This window comes from Micromonospora sp. WMMD956 (assembly GCF_029626125.1).
Taxonomy (GTDB): Bacteria; Actinomycetota; Actinomycetes; order Mycobacteriales; family Micromonosporaceae; genus Micromonospora; species Micromonospora carbonacea.
Window position 1 is genome coordinate 2,041,297 of sequence record NZ_JARUBI010000005.1, and the last position, 14,479, is coordinate 2,055,775.

Here is a 14,479-nt window from a genome sequence, read left to right on the forward strand (position 1 = left end):
GCCAGTCAGAGGGTGAGCTGCCAGTCGGTCCAGGCGTCGACCGGGCGGAACCCGAGCGCCTCGTTGATGGCGATCATGTACGTGTTGGCCTGCGCGTTGAAGGTGTCCACCGCGCGCAGCCCCGGCTCGTGGTCGAGCGCGTACCGCAGGTTCTCGATCTTCACGAGGAGCCCGAGCCGGTGGCCGCGGTGCGCCGGGTCGACGATGGTGATCTGCTGGAACGCGTGCCAGGGCACGCTGGGGCCGAGGTCGATCGTCGTCCAGGCGACCAGCCGGCCGGACGCGGCGTGCACCGCCCCGTGGTGGTAGCGGCGGCGGCCGCGCGCGTCGAACGCCCGCTCGACGCCCCGGATCCGCTCGACGTCGACCCGCTCCGGTTCCCACTCCAGCTCGCCCAGGGGCGCGTCGGCCATCAGCCGGCTGTCGAGGTGGGCGACGTCGGCGACGTGCTCCTGCGGGGCCGCCCCCTGCCAGCGAACCGTGCGGTAGCCGGCGGCGCGGGACCGGGCGTCGGCCAGCGCCGCGTCGAGCGCGGCCTGGTCGAGCCGGGTGGTGTCGAGGCGGCGGCGGACCTCGCCCAGCACCGCCCGCGCGCCCGTCGCGGCGGCGAACGCCCCGCCGGCCCCGCCGCGCGCCGGCCCGCCGGGCAGGGCCGCGACGGTCGCGCCGACCACCCGCTTGCGCCCCCGCTCGCGCAGCAGCTCCACGGCGTGCGCGTGCAGGGCCCGGCCGACCCCCCGCCGCCGGTGCGCCGGGTGCGTGAACAGGTCGACGCTGGAGTTGTCGGTGTTGTCGAGCTGCGGCAGGTCGAGGGCGAGGAAGCCGGCCGGCTCGCCGTCGAGCCGGGCCAGCGCCCAGACCGGCACGTTGCCCGGCATCGGGTGCCGGATCGCCGCCTCGAAGCGGCTCCGGCACAGCGGCGGGAAGTCGGGGACGTCTGCCTCGTCGGCGGCGGCCCGGATCCGGTACGCCGCGTCGACCGCGCCCTGGTCCGCCGGGTCGATCGGGGTGATGGTGATGCCCATGGGCCGAGGGTGGCCGGGGAAAGACGATCGGGCCAGCGAATTTCTCCGCTGGCCCGATCGGACGTTGGTCGGGAGGGACGATCGCACAACGCCTCCGGCGTTGGGTCGTAAGAACTTAAAGTCTCCGGCGAAACGCCCTCCCGCACGGAGCATCTTGCGCCGTCCGGTTCCTGCCGTCAAGTCCTCGGCGGCGGGTTTTTGCGTACGGAGGGCAAAACGTCGGTTACCCGACGGATCGGCGGGCCGATCGGCCCGCACAGTCAGCCGAGCAGGCCGGCGTCGCGGGCCGCGCGCAGCGAGGGCTTGATCCGGTGGGTGGGGCCGACCTGGGCGGCGACGGCGTCGATGGTCTTGAGCCCCTCGCCGGTGTTGAACACGACGGTCTCCGCCGTCGGGTCGAGCCGGCCGGACTCGACCAGCTTGCGCAGCACCGCCACGGTCACCCCGCCGGCCGTCTCGGCGAAGATCCCGGTCGTGCGGGCCAGCAGCCGGATGCCCGCGCGGATCTCGTCGTCGTCGACGTACTCCATCCACCCGCCGGTGCGCCGCACGGCCTCCAGGGCGTAGAGCCCGGCGGCGGGGTCGCCGATGTTCAGCGACTTGGCGATGCCGGTCGGCTTGACCGGGGTGATGGTGTCGGTGTCGGCGTGCAGGGCCGCCGCGATCGGGTTGCAGCCGGCCGACTGCGCCCCGAACACCTTCCAGCCGCCGGCCGGGGCCTCGACGAGGCCGATCTCGACCAGCTCGCTGAACGCCTTGTCGATCTTGGTGAGCAGCTCGCCGCTCGCCATCGGGATGACCACCTGCGCCGGGATCCGCCAGCCGAGCTGCTCGGCCACCTCGTAGCCCAGGGTCTTGGAGCCCTCCGCGTAGTAGGGCCGGACGTTGACGTTGACGAAGGCCGTGTCCTCGAACTCGTCGGTCTCCACCAGCTCGCCGCAGAGCCGGTTCACGTCGTCGTACGAGCCGTCGATGGCGACCAGCTCGCCGCCGTAGACGGCGGTGGTGACCACCTTGCCCGGCTCCAGGTCGCTGGGGATGAACACGATCGACGGGGCGCCGGCGCGGGCCGCGTGGGCGGCGACCGAGTTGGCCAGGTTGCCGGTCGACGCGCAGGCGAACCGGGTGAAGCCGAGCGCCCGCGCGGCGGTGAGCGCCACCGACACCACCCGGTCCTTGAAGGAGTGGGTGGGGTTGGCGCTGTCGTCCTTGACCCAGAGCGGGGCGGTGATGCCCAGCTCGGCGGCGAGGTTGCCGGCGGCGACCAGCGGGGTGAGCCCCGGGTCCACGGTCACCCGGGCTGCCGGATCCTGGCCGGCGGGCAGGAGGGCGGCGTAGCGCCAGAGGTTCTGCGGCCCGGCCTCGATCTGCTCGCGGGTGACCCGGGCCAGGGCCGCCGTGTCGTAGTCGACTTCGAGCGGGCCGAAACACTCGTAGCAGGCGTGCTGCGCGGCGAGCGGGTAGCGCGCCGAACAGGCGCGGCAGACCAGGGCGCGGGCGGGGCTGGCCGTGGTGTCGATGCCGGGCGCGGCGAGGGTCGACGTCATGTCGAGGAGGTCCTCTCATCTTTCCCCGCATCGCACCCTGCGGCGGGGACGGAATTGGCACCTGTCCGCGGCGTTCGCCATCGAACGCACGGGGGTGGTTGCCGGGGCTTCGTCGGGCCGTATCCCTCTGCCCCTCTGGATGAGGTATTCAGTTGTGCCGCCGAGTCTACGGGGGATCGCGGCGACCGCCACCCGATGTTCCCAGCGTGTGGGCCGGATCGGGGGTGCCGACTTGGTCACACCGTCACCATGGGCACCCCCTCCGACACCGTGAGCTACCGCCTCCAGGGCCCCGAGCCGGGGGGTGGCCTGCGGTTTCTAGCCTGACGGCGTGACGTATCCCCCGACACCCGGCCCGCCCCCGAAGCCGCGCAGGCCCGGCCGGACCACCCGTACCGTGATCATCGTGGCCGCCGTGGTGGCGCTGCTCTGTTGCGCAGGCACGCTCACCGGCGGCGGCATCTGGTTCTTCCGCACCGTCCAGGGCGCCACCGCGCCCGCCCGGGACGCCGCGACCGCGTACCTCGACGACGTGCGGGACGGCAACCACCCGGAGGCGTACGCCCGGCTCTGCGAGGAGGTGCGCAGCCAGCTGACCCAGGAGGAGTTCGCCCGGGCCCGGGCGGCCGAGCCGCCCCTGGGCGGCTACCGGGTCACCTCGACCGAGGTGAGCAGCAGCACCGGCGGCCGGTCCCGGGCCGAGGTCACCGTCACCGGCGGCGGCCGGGAGAAGGTCCTCGTCCTGGTCGAGGAGGGCGGCGACTGGCGCGTGTGCGGGGGGATCTGACCGGCGGCACCGACCGGGCGGGGGGCATGCCGCCGGGGCGGAGACGGGCGCCCCGCCGCCCCGCCCTCGCCACCCGAAGGGAAACTCCGCCCGCCCCGTGACGCCGCCTGGCGATTCCTGGACAGTTCCGGTCTGCCGTGAGCGACAACTGGCCAAGGCCGCGGCGTCGCGGGGCGGGCGGTCGGGTCAGGCAGGCACCGAGCGCTTGCTCGGGGCGGGCGTTGCGACGGCCGGCTCCCGGCGACGGCCCAGCAGGTTGTCGACGGCCCACGTCCCGGGGCCGAGCACCGCGATGAGCACGAACGCCCAGCAGAACATCGCCGACAGCTCACCGCCGTTGCGCAGCGGCAGCAGCCCTTCCGGCTGGTGCACCACGAAGTACGCGTACGCCATCGAGCCGGAGGCGAGCAGCGCGGCGGGGCGGGTGAAGAGCCCGGCCAGCACCAGCGCGCCGCAGACGGCCTGGATCAGGGCGGCGTACCACCCTGGCCAGGTGCCGAGCGGGACCGCCTGACCGGTTCCTCGCGCGCCGCCGAAGACGCCGAACAGCGACGACAGGCCGTGGAACAAGAAGAGCAGGCCGATCACCATGCGGAACAGGGACAGGACGGGACCGCTAAGCCGGTCAATGTTCATACCACACCTCCAGTGACAGAAGTCAATGCAGCCAGAATGCGGTAAGAATTTGATAAGGTCGATGCTTGTCCCTGTCCGTGGGAGCGTTCCCACGATATTTGAGACGCGGAACTTCCCCACCAGCACAATCACTCGACGCGATCACGCCGGGCACGAGCCGTCACGGGGCCCTCGATCACTCACGACCGACCTGCCCGCCACGCACGGGCGGTCACGGAGGCCCGATCCCGAGCTGCCCACCGGGCCCGACCGGTCCCGGCGGCGGGCAGGTGCCCGGCTCCGCCGTCAGCTCGTGACGTCCTTGCGGGTGAAGCGCCAGAAGGCCAGCGACCAGAACAGGGTGGCGTAGGCGATCGCGGAGATGCAGCCGCGCACCAGGTCGTCGGTCTGCACCGGCGTCGACAGCAGGCCCAGCCAGGCGTTGGCGTAGTGGGTCGGCAGGAACGCCCGGATCCCGCCGAGCGCCGTGATCTGGTCCAGGATGCTGGACAGGATCCACAGCAGCACCGCGCCGCCGACCGCGCCGAGCGCGGCGTCCGTGACGACGGAGAGCAGGAACGCCAGCCCGGCCACCGCCAGCAGGACGACCGCCAGGTAGCCGAGCACGGCCAGCAGCCGCAGCAGCCCCTCGGCCGGGTCGAGCTGGGCGGAGACCTGGCTGCGCAGCGGCTCCCAGCCGTAGCGGAGGGTGCCGGCGAGCAGGGCGGTGCCGGCGAGCAGCAGCAGGGCCAGCCCCGAGTACGCGAGCGCCACCAGCAGCTTCACCGCCAGCAAGCGGGCCCGGGGCACCGGCACGGCCAGCAGGTAGCGCAGGCTGCCCCAGCTCGCCTCGCTGGCCACCGTGTCGCCGCAGAACAGCGCCACCACCACGACCAGCAGGAACGACGCCGAGACCAGCAGCGAGAAGAGGGTGAAGTTGAGTCCGCCCGAGGTGGCCAGGTCGGCGAGGCTGGAGAACTCGCCCCCGCCGCCGTCGTCGTCGTTGCCGGAGTCGAACTGGAACGCGACAAGCACGATCAGCGGCAGCAGCACCATGAACCCGAGCGCGAGCTGGGTACGCCGCCGCGACGCCTGCCGGCGGAACTCCGCCGCGAACGGCAGGGTCGCCGACGGCCGGTAGCCGGCAGCCGCGCCCACCGTGGAAGACGACTGCGTCATCACCGGTCCCCGCTTCCCCGAGAGTTCTCGCCCACCAGGGCGAGGAACGCGTCCTCCAGGCGGCGGCGCGGCACCACCCGGTCCACCCCGATCCCCGCCCGGACCAGCTCGGCCACCACCTCGCTGCGGGCGGTGCCGTTGGTGTCCACCACCAGCTGCCCCTCGGCGTCGGGCAGCACCCGGACGCCGGCCAGCCGGCCCAGCACGTCGCGCGCCGCGTCGGGGTCGGTCACGTCGAACAGCACGCTCGGCGACTCGCCGACGATCTCCTCCACCGGGCCGGACGCGACGATCCGCCCCTTGTTGACCACCACCGCGTGCGTGCAGGTCTGCTCCACCTCGGCGAGCAGGTGGCTGGAGACCAGCACCGCCCGGCCGTCGGTGGCGTAGCGCTGGAGCACCCGGCGCATCTCGGCGATCTGCGGCGGGTCCAGGCCGTCCGTCGGCTCGTCGAGCACCAGCAGCTCGGGCAGGCCGAGCATGGCCTGGGCGATGGCGAGGCGCTGCCGCATGCCGTGGCTGTACTTGCGGGTCCTGCGGTGCACCGAGTCGCCGAGCCCGGCGATCTCCAGCGCCTCGTCGAAGTGCGCGTCCTCCCACGGCCGGCCGGTGGCCCGCCAGTAGGCCTTCAGGTTGTCCAGGCCGGACAGGTGCGGCAGGAAGCCGGGGCCCTCGACCAGCGCGCCGATGCGCGACAGCACCGGCGAGCCGGGCACCAGCCGCCGGCCGAAGACGTAGATCTCGCCCGCGGTGGGCTGGGTGAGCCCCATCAGCACCCGCAGGGTGGTGGTCTTGCCCGCGCCGTTCGGCCCGAGCAGGCCGACGACCTGACCGGGGTGCACCTCGAAGTCGACGTTCGACACGGCGACGAAGCCGTCGGCGTACTCCTTGCGGAGCTGGCGCACGGCCAGCGGCGTGCCCGCGTACTCGGGATGCACCGAGCTGTCCTGGCGGCGGTGCCGGCGGCGGGCGACCAGGACGACCGCGACGAGCCCGACCGCGATGGCGGCCAGCAGCCCGGCCAGCACCCAGCGCCAGACGACGGCCGTGGTGGGGATCGGCTCGCCGGCCACGGTCGGCAGCACGAGCGGGCCGTCGCCGGCCGCCACGGTGTAGACCGCCGGCTCGGCCGGGGTCGTGTAGGCCTGGTCGGACGTGGCGACCACGACCCGCAGCCGGTGCCCGGCCTCGACCCGGCGGACGATCGCGGGCAGGGTGACCGTGACCGGCTTCGCGGCGTCGATCCCGGCCGGCAGGCCGGTGAGCCGGACCGGCGCGACCAGCCCGTTGGGCAGGGTCGCCGCGCCCTGCGGGTCGACGTCGTAGAGCTTCACGAACAGCACCGCCTCGCCGCTGGCCGACGCGGCCCGCAGCGTGACGGTCGGCGACCCGGCCACGTCCACCGCCTCGCCCAGCGGCGCGGACTCGAACCGGGCGTGCTGGCCGGGCACGTCGCCGGCCACGCCGCCGAGCAGCGAGCCGAGCGCCCCGGCGAACGGGATCGAGGAGATGGCCGCCGGGTTGCCGTTGGGCGGGTTGGCGACCGGCTGGGCCGGGCCGGCCACCGCGACCTCGCGGCGCGCGTCGCCGGCCAGCCCCGGGTAGTCGGCGGTGCGGTAGCCGGTGGCGACCAGGCCGCGGTCGAGGGCGTCGAAACCGGCGATCCGCGAGTACGTGAAGTCGTCGCCGGGGGCCGCCCCCTCGCCCTTGACGTAGTGGTCGAGCCACTGGACGGTCAGGTACTTGACCCGGTCGGAGTCGTTGCGCGGCCCGTCGCCGCCGTCGTGGCCGCCGGTGAACCAGGCCACCCGGACCGGGGTGCCGGCGGCGGCGATGCCGCGTGCGTTCGCGTCGGCCTCGGCGAGCGGGAACAGCGTGTCGGCCTCGCCCTGCACCAGCAGGGTGGGCGCCTTGATCCGGTCGAGCACGCCGGCCGGGCTGGACCGGCGGAGCAGGTCCACGGCCGCCTGGTCGCCCCGCCCGGTGGTGGCGATGCGCAGGTACGCGGCGCAGACGTCGGCGGCGAACCGGCCGCAGGACGGGTCGGCGGCCCCGGCCGGCGCGCGCCCGGAACCGGTGCCCGGCCCGGCGCCCGGCGCGGGGCTCGGCGGCCCCGCCGAGGCCGGGTTGCCCTCGGGCTGGGCGGCGGAGGTGCCGGAGAGCCCGGCCGGGCCGGAGCCGGCGTTGCCGCCGCCGCCGAAGAACAGCCCCGCCCAGCCCTTCTTGAACACGCCGGAGGTGGCGGGCCCGCCGGTGCTCTCCGGCAGGAACGCGCGGGACAGGTCGTTCCAGGTGATCATGGGGACGATCGCGTCGACCCGCTGGTCCTGGGCCGCGAGCAGCAGGGCCAGGCCGCCGCCGTACGAGCCGCCGACCACCCCGACCCGGGGATCGCCGGCGGCGTCCGTGCGCACCTCGGGACGGGCGGCCAGCCAGTCCAGCAGCCGCTGCGCGTCCCGCACCTCGTGGTCGGGGCTGTCCAGGTGGATCTGGCCGCCGCTGCGGCCGAAGCCGCGCGCGGTCCAGGCGAGCACCGCGTAGCCCTGGCCGGCCAGCTCCTCGGCGTCGGAGCGGACCGACTCCTTGGTGCCGCCGAAGCCGTGCGCGAGCAGCACCGCCGGCACCCGGCGGTCCGCCGTCGCGCCGTCGGGCAGGTAGAAGGTGGTGTCCAGGTCGACCGGCTCGTCGCCGGACGGCCCGGAGCGCACGGTGATCATCGCGGGCTCGGCGCGGAAGCCGGCCTCGCCGGGTCGGGCGGCCCAGAGCACGGCGGCCGCCAGCAGCACGACCGCCACCGAGCCGGCGACGATCCGGCGGGGGCGGGTGGCCAGGGCCCGTCGGACCGGTGCGGCCGACAACGGCGATCTCATGCGGTAACGGTACGGTGCGGATCCTGAGCGTTCGCTGAGATCCTCCGTACGTCCGTCCGGCCCGGCCGATCGGCGGCCTGTTTTGATCGTTTGCGCAGCGTCTGCCGCATCCCAGCGAAGTGAATTCGGATCATGTGAATTCCGATGTTCAACCGATATCGCATCCGATCGGCCCATCTCCGCCGGGCCGCCGCCACCGAGGGTGGCGGATCGGTCGACACCGGGTGACATCGCTCGTAGTGACGCAAAACTGACCGGCTGACGGCTCTGCGTGCCGGTGCCGGTCCGCTAGTTTTCCGGTCCGGTGAACGGGACTGTTTGGCAGGCCCGGCACCTGCCCGCATCCGCCGTCGCCGGAGGAGAACCCATGACCGTCCCCGCGCAGCGGGGCCCCCGACGGCCCAACCGGACCGGCCGCATCCTGCCGCTGGTGCTCGTGGTGGCGCTCCTCGCCCCGGTGGCGTTCCTCTTCGCACAGCAGCGCCGGCACACCGGCGAGGAACGCGACCTCATGGTCCGCGAGCGGCTCGGCGTGGAGTACCTGCGCTCCCTCGGCCCGCTGACCCTCGCCCTGGTCGAGGCGCAGTCCGCCGCCGTCGCCGGCCGGACCGTCTCCCGGGAATCCCTGGGCAAGGCCGTCGAGGAGGTCGCCGCCTCGGACGCCCGCCTCGGCGACGCGCTGCGCACCCACGAGCGGTGGACCGGGCTGCGGGCCAAGCTGGAGGCGCTGCCCGAGAAGGGGCTGACCGACCCGCAGGCGACCTTCGCCGCGTACGGCGAGGCCACCGACCTGCTGCTGGCCCTGCACCGCAAGGTGCGCGAGGCCTCCGGGCTGATCCGGGACCAGCAGGCCGACTCGTACTACCTCCAGGACGCGGTCAGCGACGAGCTGCCCGAATCGCTCGTGGCCACCGGCCGGCTCGGCGACCTGGCCGCCGTCGCCGCCGAGCTGCCCGACGCCCAGCGCATCGCCATGGTGTCCCAGCTCGGCGCCCTGTGGACGAGCGCCATCAGCCCCGCCAACGACCTGATCACCAACCTGCGCGCGGCCGTGGACAGCACGGACAGCACCAAGCTCGGCGCGAACGTGCTCGCCCCGCTGGACACCTACCAGCGCTCCATCGAGCGGCTCGGCGCGCTCGCCGCCCCCACCTCGGCGGTCCGGTTGGAGGACGAGGCGGCGACCGCCCGCGCGCTCACCAACCTCATCGCCGCCCGCACCGCCGCCCAGGAGGCCGCCCGCCAGCTCCAGCCCGTCATCCTCGACGAGCTGGACGCGCTGCTGACCGACCGCATCGACCAGCTCGACCGGGACCGTCGGCTCGCCGCCGGGGCGGGCATCCTGGCCGTCCTGCTGCTCGGCGCGCTCGCCGCGGTGCTGATCACCGCCCGGGACCGCCGGATCGGGCGGGACCGCCGACCGGCCGGCGGGGACACCGGCCCACCGGCGGCCGACGAGACCGGCTGGGACGCCCCGGCCGACCGCCACGGGTCCGCCCCGGCCGGCACGGTCGCCCAGGTCGAGCCCCGGATGCTCCAGCCGGCCGGGCAGGGCCGCCCCACCAGCGCCGAGCGGTGGGGGCCCTTCGATGCTCGCTAGGCTCCGCATCCGGGGCAAGCTCGCCCTGCTGGTGATCGTTCCGCTGCTCAGCATGGTCGGGCTCGCCGTGCCGATCGTCCTCGACCGGGTCGCCACCGCCGGGCGGGCAGCGGACACCGCCGAGGCCGTCCGGGTGGCCAGCCGGGTCGGCACCCTGGTCCAGGACCTCCAGCAGGAGCGCCTGCTCTCCGTCGGTCTGCTGCTCGGCCGGGCGTCCCGCACGGAGGTGATCCAGAAGTCGGCCACCGTGGACGACCGGGTCGCCGACATCCGCGCCGAGCTGGGCGGCCAGCTCACCGACCGGGTCAGGCTCGCGCTCGACCAGGTGCGGGGGCTCGCCGACGTACGCGCCGCCGTGCTCGCCGGCCGGGCCACCCCGGTGCGGGTCATGGAAGCCTTCGGCCCGCTCGCCGTGGAGCTGATCGACTCGCTGCGGCTGGCCTGGAAGGTGGACACCACCACCCCGGTCGGCCAGCAGGTGCTCGCCCTGGACGGCCTGCTGCGCGCCGACGAGAGCCTGGGCGCGTGCGCCACCCTGATCGTCCTGGTCAAGGAGACCAGCGACCCGAAGGCGATCGCCAGCTACATCGCCTGCATGGCCGCCCTGACCGTGGACACCGACCGGTTCCGCAGCCTGGTCACCCCCGAGCAGTTGGAGCTGGCGCTGCTGGACGACGCGGCGGTGGCCGCCCGGACCGGCCCGACGTTCATCGTCGACAGCGAGAAGGACCCGGTGGCCGCCCTCAGCAGCGTGCCGCTGGACACCCTCTTCCCCTCCGTCCAGTCGATGACCACCCTCGGCCAGTTCGTCGAGAAGAAGATCGCCGCGGACGTCACCACGCAGGTGCGCGAGGAGGAGCAGCGGGCCCTCACCGCCGCCTGGGTGGTCGGCGTCACGGCGGTGCTGGTCATGCTCCTCGTGGTGCTGCTCAGCATGGCGGTGGCCCGGCTGGTCGCCCGCCCGCTGACCCGGCTCACCCGCTCCGCCGAACGGGTCGCCCGGGCCGCCGAGGCGGAGCTGGTGCGGGTCGCCGACGACGAGAGCGAGAACGTCCCGCCGATCCGCCTCGACCCGGTCGACGTCCGGGGCCGCGACGAGATCGGCGACCTGGCCCGCGCGTTCGAACGCGTGCAGAGCACCGCCGCCCGGCTGGTGGAGCGGCAGGTCGCCGGCCGACGCAACGTGGCGCAGATGTTCGGCCACGTCGGGCGTCGTACGCAGAACCTGGTGGGCCGGCAGATCGCGCTCATCGACCGGCTGGAGCAGCAGGAGACCGACCCGGGGCGGCTGGAGCACCTCTACCGGCTGGACCACGTCTCCAGCCGGCTGCGCCGCAACGCGGGCAGCCTCGTGGTGCTCTCCGGCTCGACCGGCGCCGACGGGCACGTGGCCCCGGTGCCGCTGACCGACGTGGTCCGGCTCGCGCTCGGCGAGATCGAGGACTACACCCGGGTCGACGTGCAGGTCCCGGCCGGGGTGTCGGCGGCGCCGTCCACCGTCGGCGACCTGGTGCTGGCGCTGGCGGAGCTGATGGAGAACGCCACCGTCTTCTCCCCGCCGCACACGAGGGTGGTGGTGACCGCCGAGCCGGCCGGGCACGGCATGCGGCTGTCCGTGGTGGACCACGGCATCGGCATGACCGAGGAGCGGCTGGCCGAGGAGAACGCCCGGCTGACCCGCCGGGAACGGCTCGACCTCGTCCCGACCGAGGTGCTCGGCCTCTTCGTGGTGGGCCGGCTCGCCCGCCGGCACGGCTGGACGGTGGACCTCGTCCCGACCACCGGCGGCGGCGTCACCGCCCGGCTGGAGGTCCCGTCGGCGCTGCTGGTCGTGCCGCCCGCCGGCCAGGCCGGGCAACCGGCCACCGGGACGGCCGCGCCGGACCGGCCGGCCGCGTCCGGCCGTCCGCAGCCGACCGGTCCCGGCCGGGCGCTGGCCGTCGCCGCCACCGCCCACCCCGCGCCCGCCGGCGGTCCGGGGGACGGGTCGGTGGACGGGACCGTGGCGCTCGGCGTGGCGCTCGGCGTGGACCGCGAGCTGCTCAGCCGCGCCACCCGGTCGATGGAGTCGGGCGACTCCTGGAACGCCTTCGAGGCGGTCGTCGAGCCGCCGGCCGCCACGTCCGGACGGGCGGGCGCCCCCACCCTGGACGCCCCGCCGACCGTCGGCGGCACCCCGGTCGCGCCCGACGCCGCCGCTCCCCCGGCGGCCCCCGGCGCCGGCCGGCCTTCCCGTGCCGCCGGTCCGGTCGGCGGGGCCGCCGGCACACCGCTCCTGCCGGCCCGGCCCCGGGGCCTCTCCTTCCCGACCGGCCCGCAGCCCGGCTCCGCGCCGCCCGGCTCCGCGCCGCCGCCCGGCGGGTCGGGCGGGACCTCGCGGGGCGCGTCGGGCATCCGCCAGCGGGTGCCCGGCGCGAGCCTGCCGCACACCGGCCCGGTCGTCGGCCCGGTGGACGCCACCACCGCCGACCCGGCCGCCGCCCGCGCGCTGGTCGAGCAGTTCGAAGCCGGGGTACGCCGGGCCGAACTGCACCCCCCGGCGGCTCCCCCGATGCCGGCCCGCCCAGCGGTCGCTCCCCCGACGCCGGGCCGCCCGGTGCCGACTCCCCCGACGCCGGGCCGCCCAGCGGCGGCTCCCCCGGGTGCTGCGGCCCCGGTGGCGGCTCCCCTGGTCGCCGACCCTCCCCGACTGACCCGACGGGTCCCCGGCGCCAACCTGGCCGTCCCGCCACCCAGGCCCGCTCCCCCGTCCGACCCCGGCGACCCCGCAGAGGTGCGCGACCTCATCAACCAGTTCGAGGCGGGCGTCGCCCGCGCGCTGCGTGAAGCCCGTCCTGACCGCCGCTACGAAGAGGGATCAACACGGTGACCAGCCCGTACCTGCACGAGAACATCGAGCACCAGCACCCCACCGACCTGAGCCCCGAGGCCCGCACGTTCAACTGGCTGCTGGACTCGTTCACGTCCAGCACCGCCGGTGTGATGGAGGCGATCGCGGTCTCCTCCGACGGGTTGCTGATGGCCATGTCGGCGATCAAGGACCGGTCCAACGCCGAGCGCCTCGCCGCCGTCGTCTCCGGCATGACGAGCCTCGCCGGCGGGGCCGCGAGCTGGTACGCCCTCGGCGGCCTGAACCGGGTCATCGTCGACATGGCCGACGGCTACCTGCTGATCAGCTCCATCAGCGCCGGCTCGGTGCTCGGTGTGGTGGCCGACCGGTCGGCGAACCTCGGCACCGTGGCCTACGAGATGACCCTCTTCGCCGGGCGGGCCGGCAGCGCCCTCACCCCGCGACTGATCGCCGAGCTGAAGAACGCCGTACAGCAGTGAGCCCGGAGGTCGCCGGCACCGGGCCGGATCCGGAACCCGTCGTCCGGATCCGGCCCTACCTGCGGGCGCAGTCCCCGGACGACGACGGGACGGGCGGGTCGGGCGGCTTCCCGGGCGGCCCCGGCCACCCCGGCGGCCCGGGCGGCGCTCCCGGGCCGACCGACGGCGCCTCCGGTTTCCCGGGCGGCGGCCCCGGCTTCCCCGGCCCCGACTTCCCCGGCGGCGGCCTCCCGGCCGGCGGCCCCGGTCTCCCGAGCAGCCGCCTCGGCTTCCCCGGCGGCGGCACCGGCTGGCCGGAAGGCGGCCCGGGCCTCCCCGGCGGCGGCTTCCCGGAAGGCGGCACCGGCTTCCCCGGCGGTCCTGGCGACGGCCCGCCCGGCAGCCCGGCGCACGATCTGCCCGGCCGGTCGGGCGCTCCCGATCCGCACCTGCCGACGGGGCCACGCCCGTTCGTGCTGACCTCCGGCAGGGTGGCCGGGGTGGACCCGGCGATCAGCCTGGAGACCCAGGTGACCGCCCGCCCCGGTCCCGGCGTCCGGGGCGCGGGGCCGGTCTCCCGGCTCGCCCCCGAGCTCCAGGCGATCATCGCGCTCTGTGGAGAGCCGATCTCCGTGGCGGAGATCTCGGCCCGTGCCCGGCTGCACTTCGGCGTCACCCGGATCCTGGTCGGCGACCTCCGGGCCGCCGGCCACCTCGACGTGCACGTCAACACCGCCAACGACGCCCTTGACCCCGACATCATCCTGCGAGTGATTGATGGACTCCGTGCGATCTCCTGAATGGCCGCCGGCCCCGCTGAGCGGGCTCTCCGCCAACAGCGCCGCCGCCCGCTACGGCACCCCGACGGGTGCCACACCGGCCACCGGACGCGCCACCCCGCCGACCACCAACCCGGCGCCGCCGGCCGGGCCACGGCACGGCACGCCGAACGCCAGCCCGGGCCGGTCCACGCCCCCGATCCCGGTGAAGATCCTGGTCGCCGGTGGCTTCGGGGTGGGCAAGACCACCACGGTCGGGGCCATCTCCGAGATCGCGCCGCTGACCACCGAGGCGGAGATGACCAGCGCCGGAATCGGCATCGACGACCCCGGCGCGCGGTCGGGCAAGACCACCACCACGGTCGCGATGGACTTCGGCTGCGTGACGATCGACCGCAGCCTCAAGCTCTACCTCTTCGGCACGCCGGGCCAGAACCGCTTCGGCTTCATGTGGGACGACCTGGCCCGGGGGGCGCTCGGCGCGCTGGTGGTGGTGGACAGCTCGCGGCTGGACGACTGCTATCCGGCGATCGACTTCTTCGAGCGGGCCGGGCTGCCCTTCGTCGTCGGGGTGAACGCCTTCGACGGCCGGCTGGCCGTGGACCTTCCCTCGATCCGGTGGGCCCTGGCCATCTCCGACCAGGTCCCCCTGGTGCAGTTCGACGCCCGGGACCGGCTCTCGGTGCGGGACGCCCTGCTGGTCGTCCTGGACCGGGCGCTGGACCGGGCCACCCGGGACAGGAGGGACTGAACCGGCCCGGTTCGGTC

General features: G+C 75.1%; 10 protein-coding genes, 1 pseudogene and 1 riboswitch. Of the genes and pseudogenes, 6 read left to right on the top strand and 5 right to left on the bottom strand.

Features of this window, described 5'->3' with window-relative positions; translation table 11 throughout:
• Nucleotides 1–5: 5 nt before the first annotated feature.
• Both O7628_RS09435 and thrC read right to left on the bottom strand, forming a co-directional pair.
• Nucleotides 6–1,025, bottom strand: a complete 1,020-nt coding sequence (locus tag O7628_RS09435; RefSeq protein WP_278129680.1) for a GNAT family N-acetyltransferase — start codon at nt 1,023–1,025, stop codon at nt 6–8.
• 260 nt (nt 1,026–1,285) lie between these two features.
• Nucleotides 1,286–2,572, bottom strand: a complete 1,287-nt coding sequence (gene thrC / locus O7628_RS09440; RefSeq protein ID WP_178066570.1) for a threonine synthase — start codon at nt 2,570–2,572, stop codon at nt 1,286–1,288.
• Between the two features lie 12 nt (nt 2,573–2,584).
• Nucleotides 2,585–2,718: riboswitch (SAM riboswitch) on the bottom strand.
• A 185-nt stretch (nt 2,719–2,903) separates the two neighbouring features.
• Here thrC and O7628_RS09445 point away from each other — a divergent pair.
• On the top strand, nt 2,904–3,359 hold the full coding sequence (locus O7628_RS09445) for a hypothetical protein (protein ID WP_278129681.1): 456 nt from the start codon (nt 2,904–2,906) through the stop codon (nt 3,357–3,359).
• A 186-nt stretch (nt 3,360–3,545) separates the two neighbouring features.
• On the opposite strand, the gene O7628_RS09450 is transcribed toward O7628_RS09445, so the two are convergent.
• From O7628_RS09450 to O7628_RS09460, 3 genes are all read right to left on the bottom strand, one after another.
• Nucleotides 3,546–3,995 carry a DoxX family protein gene (locus O7628_RS09450; RefSeq protein WP_178066572.1) on the bottom strand — a complete coding sequence of 150 codons (450 nt, stop codon included), beginning with the start codon at nt 3,993–3,995 and terminating at the stop codon, nt 3,546–3,548.
• 285 nt (nt 3,996–4,280) lie between these two features.
• A complete protein-coding gene (locus O7628_RS09455) occupies nt 4,281–5,153 on the bottom strand; it encodes an ABC transporter permease subunit (protein ID WP_074472356.1) in 873 nt (290 codons plus the stop codon).
• A complete protein-coding gene (locus tag O7628_RS09460; RefSeq protein WP_278129684.1) occupies nt 5,153–8,023 on the bottom strand; it encodes an alpha/beta fold hydrolase in 2,871 nt (956 codons plus the stop codon). Before O7628_RS09460 ends, O7628_RS09455 begins: the two co-directional genes overlap by 1 nt.
• 367 nt (nt 8,024–8,390) lie before the next feature.
• On the opposite strand from O7628_RS09460, the gene O7628_RS09465 reads away from it, so the two are divergent.
• The 5 genes and pseudogenes from O7628_RS09465 (at nt 8,391) to O7628_RS09485 (ending at nt 14,462) form a co-directional block, all read left to right on the top strand.
• Nucleotides 8,391–9,623, top strand: coding sequence for a hypothetical protein (locus O7628_RS09465; RefSeq protein ID WP_278129687.1), 1,233 nt, complete (start codon nt 8,391–8,393; stop codon nt 9,621–9,623).
• Nucleotides 9,613–12,492 carry a nitrate- and nitrite sensing domain-containing protein gene (locus O7628_RS09470; RefSeq protein ID WP_278129689.1) on the top strand — a complete coding sequence of 960 codons (2,880 nt, stop codon included), beginning with the start codon at nt 9,613–9,615 and terminating at the stop codon, nt 12,490–12,492. The genes O7628_RS09465 and O7628_RS09470 overlap by 11 nt, the downstream gene beginning before the upstream one ends.
• A complete protein-coding gene (locus O7628_RS09475; RefSeq protein ID WP_074472352.1) occupies nt 12,489–12,953 on the top strand; it encodes a roadblock/LC7 domain-containing protein in 465 nt (154 codons plus the stop codon). The genes O7628_RS09470 and O7628_RS09475 overlap by 4 nt, the downstream gene beginning before the upstream one ends.
• Nucleotides 12,954–13,384: 431 nt before the next feature.
• Nucleotides 13,385–13,732, top strand: a pseudogene (locus O7628_RS09480) (DUF742 domain-containing protein); the annotation flags it as partial.
• Nucleotides 13,710–14,462 carry an ATP/GTP-binding protein gene (locus O7628_RS09485; RefSeq protein ID WP_278129691.1) on the top strand — a complete coding sequence of 251 codons (753 nt, stop codon included), beginning with the start codon at nt 13,710–13,712 and terminating at the stop codon, nt 14,460–14,462. The pseudogene O7628_RS09480 and the gene O7628_RS09485, both read left to right, overlap by 23 nt.
• Nucleotides 14,463–14,479: the final 17 nt, after the last annotated feature.